We start from the raw sequence: 15229 nt of genomic DNA on the forward strand, positions 1-15229 counted from the left end.
AATGAACAACTATAATTACGTTACCATACTATTTGTTTTCTTTGGCTTAACCAACCTCCTCATAGGACAGGAAATCCTCACGGTAGAAGAAGCGGTCCAAATTGCCTTGGAGAATAACTATCAGATTAAGATTGCGGCCATTGAGCTGCAAATAGATGAGGTTTCTGTAAGTATGGGCAATGCCGGGATGCTTCCGCAGGTAGAGCTCAGCCTAACCGATAATAATAGCATTCAGAATTTAAGTCAGACCCGATCCGATGGAAGTGTTGTGGAAAGGGACAATGCCAAGAACAATAGTCTTAACTATGGAATTGCCTTGGATTGGACCTTGTTTGATGGTTTAAAAATGTTTGCTGATTATGAGCAGCTAAAAGAAACCCAAAAATTGGGGGAGGCCCAATTAAAACAAGTTATCCTTAACAAGGTAGGGGAAGTTATGATTACCTATTTTGATCTAGTGCAGCAGAAACAGCAACTCACGGCTTTGGACAGTACCATTATTATCTCTGAACAAAGGGTTGACTTGGCCTATAACCGCTTTACCATTGGAAAAGCCTCCAAATTGGAAGTGCTTAACGCCCAGGTGGATCTAAATACGGATGAAACCTTAATGCAGCGGCAAAAGGAGTTGTATGTTAATACCAAGGTTCAATTGAACCAGTATCTGGCACGAGATCTGAAGATAGATTTTGAAGTGGTACCCGAAATTTTTGTGGACCAAGCACTGCAATTGCCCGAACTTGAAACTCTGGTGGCCAAAGAAAATCCTACGCTTCAGGCGGAACAGATCAACAAAAAGATCAGTGAACTGGAGTTGAAACAAACCAGGGCATTGCGTTACCCCACAATTTTCGCCAGTACAGGCTATAACTTTGGGCGCACCGAATCCAGTTTGGGTTTTACGACCAATTCAAATTCAAGGGGATGGAATTATGGTTTTGGCGCAAGTCTAAACGTTTTTGATGGATTTAATCAAAATCGAAATGAGAAAATAGCGAAGATTCAGATTGAAAATTCGGAAGTGGCCATTGCCCAACGTACACAGGAACTAATGTCCTTGCTGAACACTACCTATCAAACTTACCTTACCAATATAAGTCTCATTGAATTGGAAGGTAAAAATGAGGCTATTGCACAGGAGAATATGGAGATTACTGTTGAAAAATATAGAATAGGAATCATCCCTACCATTGAATTTAGGACGGCCCAATTAAATTATATCAATGCAAAGGTGCGCCATAGCAATGCCAAATTTCAAGCAAAGTTGTCAGAGATAATCCTTAAGCAACTCGCTGGGAACTTAGTTTTATAATCTTCTTAAATTCGGGGGTACAGTTATTTGTGTTATTTTAACCATAAAATACAGGTTGGGCCAATTGTTAATGCTTATCCTGTTTGGTGAAAACAACAATTGCGCATAGATGAAACGTCGATTATTTTTTAAAAATGCCGCCTCGGCATCCATAGGGTTGGGACTAACCAAGTTTTCAACCAATGATAAATCTACACAACCTTTCGAAAAAGACATCCAGTTTTGTGTTACTGTAGAAGAAAACAAACTTCAATTTTTTTCAGAAGTCGTTAAGGAACCTATAAAGATTGTACATATAGCCGATACCCATCTCTTTATGGATGATGAGCGCGGAGTTCCTTACAAGATGTATAGTGGACGTATGGCCAAGGCCTATAATCAGACCAGACACTTTAAAACAGATGAATTGACCAATCCCGAATTGGCATTTGAAGCCGCTCTAAATTTTGCCAAGGAGTCCCAGGCCGACTTAATTACCCTTATCGGTGATATTTTTAGTTTTCCGTCGGAAGCCGCTATCGAGTGGGTAACGGCCAAATTAAAGGAAGTGAATATCCCCTATATTTATGTTGCCGGCAATCACGATTGGCATTATGAAGGTATGGAAGGGACACTCGAAGATTTGAGAGACAAATGGATCAAGGAAAGATTGCTTCCTTTATATCAGGGCAATCACCCTTTAATGGCAGCATACGATTTAAAAGGAATTCGGTTTTTGGCCATAGACAACTCTACCTATCAAATAAATGAAGACCAATTGGCCTTTTTTAAAAAGCAGGTTGCAAGCAACGTTCCCTTGGTGCTATTGGTACATATACCTATGTACGCCCCAGGGAAATCTATTGGTTTTGGATGTGGAAACCCAGATTGGGGGGCTTCTTCCGATCGGAATCATGAACTGGAAGGCCGATTAAAGTGGCCGGAAGCGGGACATACGAAAACTACCTTCGATTTTCATAGGGCGGTGTTTTCCGCGCCTAATCTTTTGGGAATTTTTGCGGGTCACATACACCGTTTTTCAGTGGAATCCATTAAGGGAAAACCACAAATAGTCACAGATGATAATGCCAGTGGAGGTTATTTGGACGTTGATTTTTTACCCTTGGAACCCAAGGACAAATCGCTGATTTTTTAGGCTGTCCGTTATGCAATAATAGTCGTGGATTTAAAATATATAAAAATTTAAAAAGTGGGAATATTTGGAAAAGTAACTCAAGTGGGTATAGTAAATTATTCTTTAAAGTTGATCTGTTGTTTGTTTTTGGGGTTGGTGACCCTAGCGGCACACGGTCAGACCAAGAAGTACGATATTGTGATTTACGGTGGAACTTCCGCCGGGGTTGCTGCAGCGCTGCAGAGCAGTAGAATGGGCAAATCCGTTGTCCTCATAGAGCCTACCAATCGTATAGGGGGACTCACCACAGGGGGCCTGGGCCAGACCGATATTGGCAACAAACAGGCCATTGGCGGTATTTCCAGGGAATTTTATGAGAACATCAAAAAATATTACGACGACCCCAAAAATTGGAAATGGGAGAAAAAATCGGATTATAAGGACGGGGGCCAAACCCGTACGGAAGATGGAGAGCCAACCATGTGGACCTTTGAGCCCTCCGCTGCCCTTGCGGTCTATAAGGACATGACGGACAAGGAAAAAATAAAGATGGTCTACAACGAAAGGTTGAACAGGGAATCTGGGGTCAAAAAAGTAGATGGCAAAATAGTGTCGATCACTATGGAAAGCGGCAAGACCTTTAAGGGGAAGGTGTTTTTGGACGCTACCTATGAAGGCGACCTCATGGCCTCGGCCGGGGTGTCCTATGCCGTGGGCAGGGAAAGCAATGCAGAATATGGGGAGACCTTGAACGGGGTACAGGCCAATAGCATAAATTTGGCCTTGACGGGATTTGTTTCCAAAAATGCTTTCAACCATAATTTTATACCAGGGGTAGATCCGTATGTGATAAAAGGAGATCCTGCGAGTGGCCTATTGCCCAATGTCAATGAAAAACCTGGACTCGAAGGTGAAGGCGATAAAAAGATACAGGCCTATTGTTTTAGGATGTGCCTTACGGACCACCCGGAAAACCGTATACCCTTCCAGAAGCCTTCAAACTACGATGAGATCAACTATGAACTACTCTTTCGCAATTACGAAGCAAGAAAGGGGCCTATCAGGGAAATGTACAGTTATGGAAATTCATTGCTGCCATGGATCAATTCCAGTATGCCCAATAGAAAAACCGATACGAACAACAAGTTCGGCTTTTCTACCGATTATATCGGCAGGAATTATGACTACCCCGAGGCTTCTTATGCGGAAAGGGAAAAGATCATCGAGGAGCATAGGAACTACCAAATGGGGCTTATGTGGACCCTGGCCAATCATCCAAGGATTCCACAGGAAGTAAGGGAGGAAGCCTCCAGATGGGGCACTACCAAGGATGAGTTTGAAAGGGCCGATGGCTGGCAGCAACAGCTCTATATCCGTGAAGCAAGGAGGATGGTGAGCGATTATGTTATGACCCAGCACAATTGCGAGGCCTTAAAAGTGGCCGAGGATGGCATTGGTCTGGCCGCCTATGGCATGGATTCCCATAATGTGCAGCGATATTTGGACGCCAATGGATATGTCCAGAACGAGGGCAATGTGGAGGCCCATGGCTTTAAGCCCTATCCCATTAGTTATGGGGCATTGGTGCCCAAAAAGGAAGAATGCACAAATCTTATTGTCCCTGTCTGCGTAAGTTCCACGCACATCGCCTTTGGGTCTATCCGTATGGAGCCGGTATTTATGGTCCTGGGCCAATCCGCGGCCACAGCGGCCGCACTGGCCATAGATGCCAATGTTAATGTTCAGGACCTGCCTTACCCTAAATTAAAGGAACAACTTCTAAAAGACGGTCAAAGGCTGAAATAAATTATAATTTTCTTAGAGATCAAATTTAACCACCAAACAAAATGAAGCAAAAAAGAAGGATCATTAATTTAACCCTTGCCCTTTTTATATTTGGAATTATGGGGCTATTGGGCTGTAAGCAGTCCAAAGAGACAAATAAGTCTGTAGCTACGGCCGACATTATAATTTATGGCGGCACTTCCGCTGCAATTTCTGCCGCGGTGGAAGCAAAGCGTTCCGGAAAATCGGTTATTGTGGTATCCCCGGATATACATTTGGGTGGACTGTCCTCTGGCGGATTGGGCTTTACTGATACAGGAAACAAGAGTGTTATAGGGGGGCTTGCCCGGGAGTTCTACCATAGGATTTGGAAACATTACAACACGGAAGAGGCTTGGATTTGGCAGAAAAAAGAGGAATACGGTAATAAGGGGCAGGGTACCCCTGCCATGGACGGTGAAAATAGGACCATGTGGATCTTTGAGCCCCATGTGGCCGAAAAGGTCTTTGAGGATTTGGTGGCCGAGGAACAGATCCGAGTGGACCGCGATGAATGGCTGGATAGGGAAAAGGGGGTAGAAATGGAGGATGGGAATATTGTTTCGATTACCACCCTGTCAGGAAAGACCTATACCGGGAAAATATTCTTGGATGCCACCTATGAAGGAGACCTTATGGCCGCGGCAGGTGTAAGTTATCATGTGGGACGTGAAGGTAAGGAGGTTTATGGCGAGGAGTGGAACGGGGTTCAAACGGGGGTTTTGCACCACAAGCACTGGTTTGCCTCCGATATCTCACCTTATGTAGTGCCCGGCGACCCAAGCAGTGGCCTACTTCCTAAGGTTTCTGGGGAGCACCCAGGCGAGAAGCATAGCGGGGATGATAAGATCCAGGCGTATTGTTTTCGGATGTGTATGACAAACCATCCTGAAAATAGAATTCCTTTCCCAAAACCCGAAGGTTATGATCCCTTGAATTACGAACTCTTGGCCAGGGTTTTCGAAACAGGAAGAAAGGATTGGTTTGAGAAATTTGATCCCATACCTAACCATAAAACGGATACCAATAACCACGGCCCCTTTAGCAGTGATAATATTGGTATGAACTACGATTATCCAGTGGCAAGCTACGAAAGAAGAAAGGAAATAATAAAGGAGCACGAAAATTATCAAAAAGGATTGCTTTGGTTCGTGGCCAACGACCCTAGGGTACCTGAGGATATACAGACCGAAATGCAGACATGGGGATTGTCCAAGGATGAATTTAAGGATAACGGCAATTGGCCGCACCAGATCTATGTCAGGGAAGCAAGGCGAATGATAGGGGATTTCGTTATGACCGAAAATGAACTGTTGAAGAAAAGCCCGACCCCTAAATCAATAGGTATGGGTTCCTATACCATGGATTCGCATAATGTGCAACGCTATATTAAGCCCGATGGGTTTGTACAGAACGAAGGGGATATAGGGGTAAGTACCAATGGACCTTATGCTATATCCTATGGGACCTTGGTGCCAAAAAAGGAAGAGTGTAAGAACCTTTTGGTGCCGGTTTGTTTATCGTCTAGCCATATCGCCTTTGGTTCTATCCGTATGGAGCCCGTGTTCATGATTTTGGGGCAATCGGCGGCTGCGGCCGCAGTGCTGGCAATCGATGAAAATACAGTAGTTCAAGATGTGGACTATAATAAATTAAAGGATGTCTTGTTGGCCAAGGGGCAGATTTTGGAAAAAAAATAATGCCTGTAATTTTAAAAGAAACTAAAAAGAAGGAACCAAATGATTTATTTCAACACATTAAAAAATAGATGTTTATTTATTCTCCTGTTAATATTTTGGGTATCTCCCATAATTTCCCAGGCTCCAAAAGAAAAGCAGGAGGGTTTGGAATCATTGAATTTTATTTTTGAAGGAAGTAATGAAAATTATAAGTGTTTTCGTATTCCAGCTGTAGTTACGACCAATAATGGGACTTTGCTGGCCTTTGCCGAAGGAAGAAAAAATGGCTGTAGTGATACTGGAGATATTGATCTGGTAATGAAACGGTCAACGGATGGTGGAAAGTCCTGGGGTAAATTGGTAGTACTTTGGCACGATGAAGGTAATACCTGTGGAAATCCTTCCCCTGTAGTTGATGGTGTTACCGGTGATATTTTTTTGTTGTCCACTTGGAATCTGGGAACCGATCACGAGTCGGATATTATTGCCCAGAAGAGCGAGGATACAAGAAGGGTATTTCTATTGAAATCTACCAATGATGGTAAAAGTTGGAGTAGGCCAAAGGAAATAACTTCGGATGTAAAATTGCCCAATTGGACGTGGTATGCCACAGGACCCGGGTCTGGCATCCAAATTCTTGGCGGGAAGTACAAAGGAAGGTTGGTAATTGCATGCGACCATATTGAGGCCGTGACCAAAAAATATTACTCCCATACCATTTTTTCCGATGACCATGGGAGCACATGGAAGTTGGGAGGAACTACCCCTCAAGATCAGGTTAACGAATGTGAAGTGGTGGAACTTTCAGATCATAGTCTAATGTTGAATATGCGCAATTATGATCGGAATATGAGCAGTAGGCAGCTTGCCTATAGCGTTGATGGGGGTGAATCTTGGAAAGATATGCATCATCATGAAACTTTGGTAGAACCTATTTGTCAGGCCAGCACCTTGCGCTTTGAGGTAAAAGAACAGGTATATGTCCTTTTCGCCAACCCGGCCGATATTAAAAGTAGAGTAAACATGACGCTCAGGTTAAGCAAGGATGACGGGAAATCTTGGCCTGTTGATAAACAAATTTTCCCAGGTCCTTCGGCTTATTCCGATTTAACCTTGAAGGATGGGGAAAATATTGGTATCTTATACGAAGGTGGCCGGGAGAGTGCCTATGAAGGGGTAATTTGGGAGACGGTAAGCATAAAAGAACTCCTGGGGATGTAAAAATTAGATAGGGTCAAAATCCAGCCCCCTACTAAAAAGTGGTTTTATAATTGCAGCAACCTTGTTTTAAAAGGAAGCTATAAAAGGGGTAAAATAAAAAAGCCCTTGAAAATCAAGGGCTTTTGAGGTGGTGCCTCCAGGAATCGAACCAGGGACACATGGATTTTCAGTCCATTGCTCTACCAACTGAGCTAAGGCACCAAACGCTGTAAGCGGGTGCAAATATAAATTCAAATTTAGGATATACAAACAAAAATGAAAAAAAAGGTTTTTGTTTTTTTAAGTTTTTTGATCTTTACAGTATGAATTTGATTGTAGATGTGGGTAATACCCTAGTAAAAATGGCGGTTTTCGATAATGGTAAAATTATTTCCTATCGAAAAATTCCCAATGCAGATTTCGCAAAAAGTGTGAAATCCATTTTTTCCGAGTACTTTCTTATTCAAAATGCCATTGTTTCCAATGTAGGAGGGATGGGCCATGAGGAAATAGCTATGCTATGCGTCTTCTGTAAGGTTCATGTCCTGAGTCACACCTCCAAAACCCCGTTCAAGAATTCCTATGCCACCCCGCAGACCTTGGGTGTGGACCGAATTGCCTTGGCAACTGCGGCCTTTTATCATAACCCAAAAGGAAATACCTTGGTCATAGATGCGGGCACCTGTGTAACCTACGATGCCATTAACGACTATGGGGAATATTTGGGCGGGGCCATTTCGCCGGGTATCGGCATGAGGTACAAAGCTATGCACGAACAAACTTCCAAATTGCCGTTGTTGAAAAAAAAGGCCATAATAGACTTTATTGGAAATACAACCGAAACTAGCATGCATAGTGGTGTTATCAATGGTATTTGCAATGAAATTGACGGGACAATTGATCAATATAGAAGTAGATTTGTCGATTTAACAGTTATTTTAACAGGAGGGGATGCTCAATTTTTGTCAAAACGATTAAAAAATACCATATTTGCGCATTCTAAATTTCTCCTGTTGGGGTTATACCATTTGTTAGAATACAACAAGCGCTAGATGATCAAAAATTTTATTATTGCAATTTTATGCGTAACTTCGGTAAGCATATATGCTCAGAATAGTACTGCTTCCCCATATTCTTATTTTGGTGTTGGGGATTTAAAGGCTACCGGCACCGTGGAGAATCAAATGATGGGTGGGTTGAGTGTTTATACGGATAGTATACACATCAATCTTAATAATCCCGCAGCATACAGTAAACTGGGGTTAACGACCTACACAGCGGGACTATCGCGTACGGAGTACAGGTTTGAAACGAACGATTCCAAGGAAAATGCCTCCATTTCAAATTTGGACTACTTGTCATTAGGTTTTAATTTGGGTAAAGGCTTCGGTCTTGGTTTTGGTCTTATGCCATATTCCTCCGTCGGGTACAATTTTCTATCCGAAAGAACAACCGACCAAGGACTAGTTACCGAATCCTTTAATGGAGAAGGAGGGTTGAACAGGGTGTATATCTCTGTGGGCTATGAACTTGTCAAAAACTTAAGTTTAGGGGTTACCGGTAATTTTAATTTCGGGAACCAGAATACAAATAGTTATCAAACTATTGAAGACGTGCAGTTTGGTTCTTTCAATAAGATAGAATCTAGAATTAAAGGCTTCGATTTTAATTTTGGAGCCAGTTTTACACCAGCCATCACCGACAAACATACTCTTTTTACCAGCATTGTTGTAAATACCCAGGCCAATCTGGTTTCTGAAAATACCAGGACCATTGGATCCTTTTCCACTGTTAGTGGTAGGGATATTGAAGTAACGGAAGTGGATTTGGAAGCACAGGGCTTGGCGCGTACAGGAGTGCAGATTCCTACTACCGCTACATTGGGAGTGGGTTATGGTCAAGATAAAAAGTGGTTTTTAGGGGCGGAGTACAGTTTTCAGGAGTTAAGCACTTACGAGAACGAGCTTTCGCCTGCTAGTAATTTGGAGTACCAAAATGCACAAACCTATAGGCTTGGAGGGTATTATATCCCCGATTATACCTCTTTTACCAGCTATTTGAAAAGAGTTACCTATAGGGCAGGGGCAAAGGTCTCCAAATCGGGAATTGTGGTAGATAATAAGGAGATTAATGATTTTGGCATAACTTTTGGAATAGGTTTACCACTGAGCAGTATGAGTCGCAGTCTTTCAAATATTAACCTCGGTTTTGAACTTGGAAAAAGAGGAACCAAATATGGGGATTTAGTAGAGGAAAGTTATTTCAAAGTTAGTGTGGGCCTATCTTTAAACGATAAATGGTTCATACCGAGAAAAATTAATTAAAAATTATTACTTTAACCACCTTAAAATAAACAGACAGATGAAAAAGAAACTCTACATCACAGCGATAGCCGCCATGGGATTTGTGGGTTTAGGGTATTCCCAAGCCCAAAACCCGGAGTGTATGACCAATCTTTCCATTTACACAGAGCATGTGAAAGTTAAGAATTATGAGGCTGCTTATACGCCATGGAAAATGGTATATGAAAATTGCCCTACCTTAAATTGGGCCAATATTTTATATGGTGAGCGGATTCTAAAGGATAGGCTTGAGAAATCTACAGGGGCGGATAAAACTGCCAATATCAATGCCTTAATGGAACTTTATGATAATAGGATGAAGTACTTTCCTGCAAAGACAGATGTTGCGGAGACCATTATAGATAAGGTATTGTTGAAATATGACGAGAAAATGATTACCGATGAGGAAATCTACTCTCAGTTAGACAAGGCCTTTACAGAGGATAGGGCTAATTTCAAAAACCCTAAGGCCTTGTATTTATATTTCTCCAGCTTGGTAGATTTAAACAGTGCCGGCAAAAAGGATTTGGAGGAAGTATTTGAGAAATATGACAACATCACCGAAAAAATAGATGAGGAAAATGATAAGCTTACAGAGGTTATCACTAAACTTCTACCTAAGGAAGATGCTGGAACTTTGACTTCAAAAGAGAAAAAACAATTAAGTTCTTACAATAGTTACTCTGAAAGTTATGGTAAGATAGCTGAAAGTATAGACAGTAAATTAGGTGCTTTGGCCAACTGTGAAAACTTAATTCCTTTATATCAAAAGAATTTTGAATCCAAAAAATCTGATATAACCTGGATAAAGAGAGCGGTAGGAAGAATGTATAGCAAGGAGTGTACTGAAGATCCTATGTTCAAAAAACTATTTGAAGTACAATTGGCCTTGGAGCCTTCCGCCAGTGCATATATGTATGGTGGTGCCCTTAAAAATAACGCTGGGGATACCAGTGGTGCCATTGCGGATTTCAACAAGGCTTTGGAGTTGGAAACCGATCCAAAGAAAAAATCCAATATCGCTTATAAAATAGCAACAAGCTACAGAAGAGGTAGTAAGTCTACGGCGAGGAGTTATGCTCAAAAGGCTATTGATGCCAACCCATCCAATGGTAAGGCCTACTTGTTGATTGCCAGTTTGTATGCGGGTAGCGCCAATGAATGTGGTAGTACTCCTTTCGAGAAAAGGGCTATCTATTGGAAAGCCGCTGATTTGGCCCGTCAGGCAGGTCGTGTGGATCCAGCTTTAAGTGGTAGGGCAGGTCAGGCAGCCGCTAGTTACTCGGCAAAGGCACCGTCCAAAACAGATATATTCAATTCCGGTATGGCCGGTAAGACAGTAAGTTTCTCTTGTTGGGTAGGTGGTAGTGTAAAAGTGCCCAACCTATAAGATGAAAAAAAAAGGTTTATATAATTTAAGGAGCATTGCCATAGTTTTTTCTATGGCAATGCTTTTTTATTCCTGTGCGGATAATTATAAGAGAGTTGGTGACGAGGCAATAAAAAAGATATTTCCAAGTGCCGTTGCCGAGGATTTTACCTTAACTTATACAGAGACCGATGAACTTGAAAAAAATGAGGGAGTGGTCACTGCGCATGTAGTGGCTGTGTTGAGCAGTCCTATCAGTAATGATTTTGACAACCTGGTTTTTCCTTATAGAACTTTTCCGGATGGACTCAAATTGGAGTTTTTTGATGAAAAAGGAGAAAAGAGTACGGTTACCGCAGATTATGGAATTATGTATTCCAGTACTAATTTAATAGATTTGCAAGGTAATGTGGTCATAGAATCCAGTGATGGTAAAAAGTTGGAGGCACCGCAATTATATTGGGATAGGACCAATGATTGGATTTTTACCCAAGAGAAATTTAAATATACCAATCCGGAGGAAGGAACCATTATGGATGGTGAGGGAATGGACTTTAATAGGGATTTTAGCTTTTTTAATGCTAATAAGACCTACGGTTATATGAGTATTAAAGAAAAGAAGAATGATTAAGATATTAAGATATACGGAATACCTTTATTTGGCCGTGGCCGTAGTGTCCGTTTTTGAGATTTACGAACAGTGGAACATAGATAGGCAACGGGCCTATTTGTTTGTTTTCTTTGGAATTGTTTCCATAGGGATGTTCATTTTTAAAAAGACCTATAGAAAAAGGTTCGAAGAGCGTCAAAAAAACAATAAACGATAATCTTGGAGGCATCTATTGTCATTATCATTGTTATTTCATTGCTGTTTTCGGCTTTTTTCTCAGGAATGGAAATAGCCTTTATTTCTGCGAATAAGATTCACATAGAAATTGAAAAAAAGCAGGATGGGTTTTTGCCAAAAGTGCTGACCCGCCTAACCAAAAAACCTTCCAAGTTTATAGCCACCATGCTTATTGGCAATAATATTGCCCTGGTGGTGTACGGACTTTTTATGGGGGACCTGCTGATGAGCGTTTTTGCGGGAATCGACGCGGCCCCAGGAGGCTTTTTAAGTTTAATGCTTACCGATTTCAGCTTGGTTACCCAAACTGTCATCTCTACCTTGATTATTTTATTGACCGCGGAATTTTTGCCCAAGGTGTTATTTCAGATATACAGCAACACTATGCTGAGGTTATTGGCCATACCGGCCTATTTTTTCTACGTAATGTTTTCTGTAATATCGGATTTCGTAATTTGGATTTCCGATATAATTTTAAAGGTACTCTTTAAGACAGATGGGGATGAGGTACAATTGGCCTTTAGCAAGATTGAATTAGGGGACTATATCACCGAACAAATGGAGGCTGTGGAAAAGGAGGATGAGGTAGATTCCGAAATACAAATTTTTCAAAATGCCCTGGAGTTTTCAGGGGTCAAGGCCAGGGAAGTAATGGTGCCCAGAACGGAAATTGCAGCGGTGGAACTTCATGAGACACCTAAAAATTTGGCAAAACTTTTTACGGAAACCGGTTATTCCAAAATATTGGTGTTCAAGGATACCATAGACAACATTATTGGTTATGTACATTCCTATGAGCTTTTTAAGAAACCCAAAACCATAAAGAGTATCCTACTGCCCGTAGAGTTTGTCCCAGAAACAATGCTTATCAATGATATTCTTAATATTCTGACCAAAAAAAGGAAGAGTATCGCTGTTGTTCTGGATGAGTATGGTGGCACTTCAGGGGTAATGACGGTAGAGGATATTGTGGAGGTGCTTTTTGGGGATATAGAGGATGAACATGATACTACCGACTTGTATGAGGAGCAGATAAATCAAAATTCCTTTAAGTTTTCGGGGAGGCTGGAAGTAGATTATATTAATGAGCAATATAAATTGGAGCTTCCTGAAAGTGATGAGTACGAAACATTGGGAGGTTTGATCATTAACGAAACAGGGGAGATTCCAGAAAAGGATTCCGAGATTATGATCGGCAATTTCCAGTTTGTGGTGTTGGAAGTTTCAAGTAATAAAATAGATATGGTCTCCTTGGTAGTGCTTGACGATGTCTAGGCATTTGAAGGATTTTTTTTGGTTTTTTTTAGTTTTTATTATTTCAAAAGAAAGTAGTAATTTCGCCTCCCGATAGTAACGGGATAAATTTAAACAGTTTACATAATGGCAATTTTAGAGAATATAAGGAAACGAACTACCGTTTTAATTTTAATCATTGGTTTGGCTTTGTTCGCATTCGTAATTTCAGGAGTGTTCAGTAGCAATGATTTGGGTGGTGGAAAGGTTGGTTCTTCCGTGGCAGAGATTAATGGGGATGAAATTTCCATAGATCAATTTAGAAGGGATGTGGAGGCGTATTCTAGAATGGCCGGTCCTACTGCTTCTTCCATGCAGTTGGTTAATCAGGTTTGGGATAGACAAGTTAGGAATACCATACTTGCTCAGCAATTTGAGGAGTTGGGTATAAATATAGAGCAGGATCAGATAATAAACTACATCAAAACTATTCCTTCCTATGTTCAAAATCCTGAATTTCACAATGCCAGCGGTGTTTTTGATGAAAATAAATTTAGGGAGGCAGTAGCAGATTGGAAAGCAAACAATCCAGGTCGTTACGCTTTGTGGTTACAGGATGAACAGGCCATTATTCAGAATGCAAAGGAGCAGACTTATTTTAACCTCATAAAAGCAGGTGTTGGTTCAACCCTTAAAGAAGGGGAATTGGATTATAAGTTGGCCAATGATAAAGTGGATATTAAGTATGTGCGCGTACCTTATACCTCTATTCCGGATTCGTCCATAGCGGTTACCAAGAAAGAGATCGAGGCTTATATCAACGAGCACAAGAAAGATTATAAACAAGATAGGTCCAGGGATTTGGAGTTTGTGTATTTCGAGGAAAAGGCTTCTTTGGAAGATGAGAATGCCGTGAAGGAAGAAATAACCAAACTATTGGAAGATAGGGTTGAGTACAATGCTCAAAAGGACGCAAACGATACCATAAAAGGCTTTAAGGGTACTGCGGATATGATTGCCTTTTTGGATAGAAATTCAGATATAAAATACGATACTATTTATAAGGCAAAGAAGGATTTGCCCGCTAAATTTGCAGATACGCTTATGTCCTTGGAAAAAGGGGATATGTTCGGTATTTATCGCGACGGGGATTACTTTAAGGTATCCAAAATGATGGATAGAAAGGCCAACGGTACCGTAAAATCGAGTCATATCCTGATTTCTTATGAAGGGGCTCAACGTGCCAATCCAGAGGTTACCCGTACCAAAGAGGAAGCTGAGAAAAAAGCTAAGGAATTGTTGGCAGAGGCAAAGAAAGCTGGGACTGTCTTTGCGGAATTGGCAAGGGATAATTCAGATGGGCCTTCTGCTCCACAAGGTGGAGATCTTGGATATAATCAGGAAGGGGTAATGGTAGCTCCTTTTAACGACTTCACATTTAGCAATCCAGTGGGAACCATAGGTTTGGTGGAGACAGATTTTGGTTTCCACGTGGTTAAGATAGATGACAAACAGGATATTGTTAGAATTGCCACTTTGGCCAGGGAAATAGAGCCCTCCGAAGAGACTATTAACACCTTGTTCACCGAGGCGACCAAATTTGAAATGGAAACTACCTCGGATAAGGATTTTGCCGTTGCTGCCAAAGAAAGTAATTTCGTGGTTAGGCCGGTAAATAAGATTAAGGAAATGGATGAAAACCTGCCAGGACTTTCGGCTCAACGTGCCATAGTTCAATGGGCTTTTAACGAAGATACCAAATTGGGCGAGGTTAAAAGGTTCAATATAAACAATGGATATGCCGTTGTGAGATTGACTGCGAAGTATGCTGAAGGCCTTATGAGCGTAGAAGACGCATCAGCTTTGGTACTTCCAAAATTGAGAAAGGAAAAAAAGGCGGCACAAATTATAGAAGCCAATAAAGGAAAAACTATGGAAAGTTTCGCCAAGGATAATAATGTTATTGCTTCTACGGCTTCTGCTTTGACCATGAAATCCCCAATCATTCCGGGTGCTGGGTCGGAGGCTTTTGTAGTTGGAACTGCTTTTGCCATGGATCAAGGGGCTACCTCTGGTTTAATTAAGGGAGATAGTGGTGTATATATGCTAACGGTCACTAAAAAGGAAGAAGCTGCCAAATTGGATAACTACAGTACCTATGCCAATAATTTACAGGCCAGTGCTGCCGGTAGAGTAAACTTCGCGGTTTACAATGCCTTAAAGGAAGCTTCCACTATAGAGGACAAAAGAGCAACATTTTACTAGTAGAACCTAAGTTCTGCATAAACAATAAAGCCTCCCATTTGGGA

12 protein-coding genes and 1 tRNA gene are annotated in these 15229 nt (G+C 41.4%); 12 read left to right on the forward strand and 1 reads right to left on the reverse strand.

What is annotated here, in order from left to right:
- The first annotated feature begins 1 nt into the window (after position 1).
- The 5 genes from BUA60_RS05070 (at position 2) to BUA60_RS05090 (ending at position 7150) form a co-directional block, all read left to right on the forward strand.
- Positions 2-1312, forward strand: coding sequence for a TolC family protein (locus BUA60_RS05070; protein WP_072860598.1), 1311 nt, complete (start codon positions 2-4; stop codon positions 1310-1312).
- Positions 1313-1421: 109 nt separating this feature from the next.
- Positions 1422-2447, forward strand: coding sequence for a metallophosphoesterase family protein (locus BUA60_RS05075; RefSeq protein ID WP_072860599.1), 1026 nt, complete (start codon positions 1422-1424; stop codon positions 2445-2447).
- A 54-nt stretch (positions 2448-2501) separates the two neighbouring features.
- Positions 2502-4232, forward strand: a complete 1731-nt coding sequence (locus BUA60_RS05080) for an FAD-dependent oxidoreductase (RefSeq protein WP_245802496.1) — start codon at positions 2502-2504, stop codon at positions 4230-4232.
- 41 nt (positions 4233-4273) lie between these two features.
- Entirely contained in the window at positions 4274-5950 is a 1677-nt protein-coding gene (locus BUA60_RS05085; RefSeq protein WP_084532479.1) for an FAD-dependent oxidoreductase, read from the forward strand.
- A gap of 39 nt (positions 5951-5989) precedes the next feature.
- Entirely contained in the window at positions 5990-7150 is a 1161-nt protein-coding gene (locus BUA60_RS05090) for a sialidase family protein (protein ID WP_072860600.1), read from the forward strand.
- Positions 7151-7278: 128 nt separating this feature from the next.
- Here the strand turns inward: BUA60_RS05090 and BUA60_RS05095 are convergent.
- Positions 7279-7351 (reverse strand) — tRNA-Phe (locus BUA60_RS05095).
- A gap of 101 nt (positions 7352-7452) precedes the next feature.
- On the opposite strand from BUA60_RS05095, the gene BUA60_RS05100 reads away from it, so the two are divergent.
- From BUA60_RS05100 to BUA60_RS05130, 7 genes are all read left to right on the forward strand, one after another.
- Complete coding sequence (locus BUA60_RS05100; RefSeq protein WP_072860601.1) at positions 7453-8181, forward strand: type III pantothenate kinase; 729 nt, start codon at positions 7453-7455, stop codon at positions 8179-8181.
- Positions 8182-9453 (forward strand): BamG family beta-barrel-assembly machinery protein, encoded by a 1272-nt coding sequence (locus BUA60_RS05105; RefSeq protein ID WP_072860602.1) that lies wholly within the window; start codon positions 8182-8184, stop codon positions 9451-9453. It abuts the gene before it with no gap.
- A gap of 37 nt (positions 9454-9490) precedes the next feature.
- Positions 9491-10861, forward strand: coding sequence for a hypothetical protein (locus BUA60_RS05110; RefSeq protein WP_072860603.1), 1371 nt, complete (start codon positions 9491-9493; stop codon positions 10859-10861).
- 1 nt (position 10862) lies between these two features.
- Entirely contained in the window at positions 10863-11471 is a 609-nt protein-coding gene (gene lptC / locus BUA60_RS05115) for an LPS export ABC transporter periplasmic protein LptC (protein WP_072860604.1), read from the forward strand.
- Entirely contained in the window at positions 11464-11667 is a 204-nt protein-coding gene (locus BUA60_RS05120) for a hypothetical protein (protein ID WP_072860605.1), read from the forward strand. Before lptC ends, BUA60_RS05120 begins: the two co-directional genes overlap by 8 nt.
- A complete protein-coding gene (locus tag BUA60_RS05125) occupies positions 11667-12962 on the forward strand; it encodes a hemolysin family protein (protein ID WP_084532480.1) in 1296 nt (431 codons plus the stop codon). Before BUA60_RS05120 ends, BUA60_RS05125 begins: the two co-directional genes overlap by 1 nt.
- A gap of 105 nt (positions 12963-13067) precedes the next feature.
- Positions 13068-15185, forward strand: coding sequence for a peptidylprolyl isomerase (locus tag BUA60_RS05130; protein WP_072860607.1), 2118 nt, complete (start codon positions 13068-13070; stop codon positions 15183-15185).
- Positions 15186-15229 lie beyond the last annotated feature (44 nt).

Source organism: Arenibacter palladensis (assembly GCF_900129275.1).
In the GTDB taxonomy this organism is placed as follows: domain Bacteria; phylum Bacteroidota; class Bacteroidia; order Flavobacteriales; family Flavobacteriaceae; genus Arenibacter; species Arenibacter palladensis.

What these genes read in the sequence shown, in the direction of transcription:
- lptC (WP_072860604.1), top strand. Translation starts at nt 10,863, where the DNA reads ATGAAAAAAAAAGGTTTATATAATTTAAGGAGCATTGCCATAGTTTTT.
- BUA60_RS05090 (WP_072860600.1), top strand. Translation starts at nt 5,990, where the DNA reads ATGATTTATTTCAACACATTAAAAAATAGATGTTTATTTATTCTCCTG.
- BUA60_RS05105 (WP_072860602.1), top strand. Translation starts at nt 8,182, where the DNA reads ATGATCAAAAATTTTATTATTGCAATTTTATGCGTAACTTCGGTAAGC.
- BUA60_RS05120 (WP_072860605.1), top strand. Translation starts at nt 11,464, where the DNA reads ATGATTAAGATATTAAGATATACGGAATACCTTTATTTGGCCGTGGCC.
- BUA60_RS05130 (WP_072860607.1), top strand. Translation starts at nt 13,068, where the DNA reads ATGGCAATTTTAGAGAATATAAGGAAACGAACTACCGTTTTAATTTTA.
- BUA60_RS05075 (WP_072860599.1), top strand. Translation starts at nt 1,422, where the DNA reads ATGAAACGTCGATTATTTTTTAAAAATGCCGCCTCGGCATCCATAGGG.
- BUA60_RS05085 (WP_084532479.1), top strand. Translation starts at nt 4,274, where the DNA reads ATGAAGCAAAAAAGAAGGATCATTAATTTAACCCTTGCCCTTTTTATA.
- BUA60_RS05110 (WP_072860603.1), top strand. Translation starts at nt 9,491, where the DNA reads ATGAAAAAGAAACTCTACATCACAGCGATAGCCGCCATGGGATTTGTG.
- BUA60_RS05100 (WP_072860601.1), top strand. Translation starts at nt 7,453, where the DNA reads ATGAATTTGATTGTAGATGTGGGTAATACCCTAGTAAAAATGGCGGTT.
- BUA60_RS05070 (WP_072860598.1), top strand. Translation starts at nt 2, where the DNA reads ATGAACAACTATAATTACGTTACCATACTATTTGTTTTCTTTGGCTTA.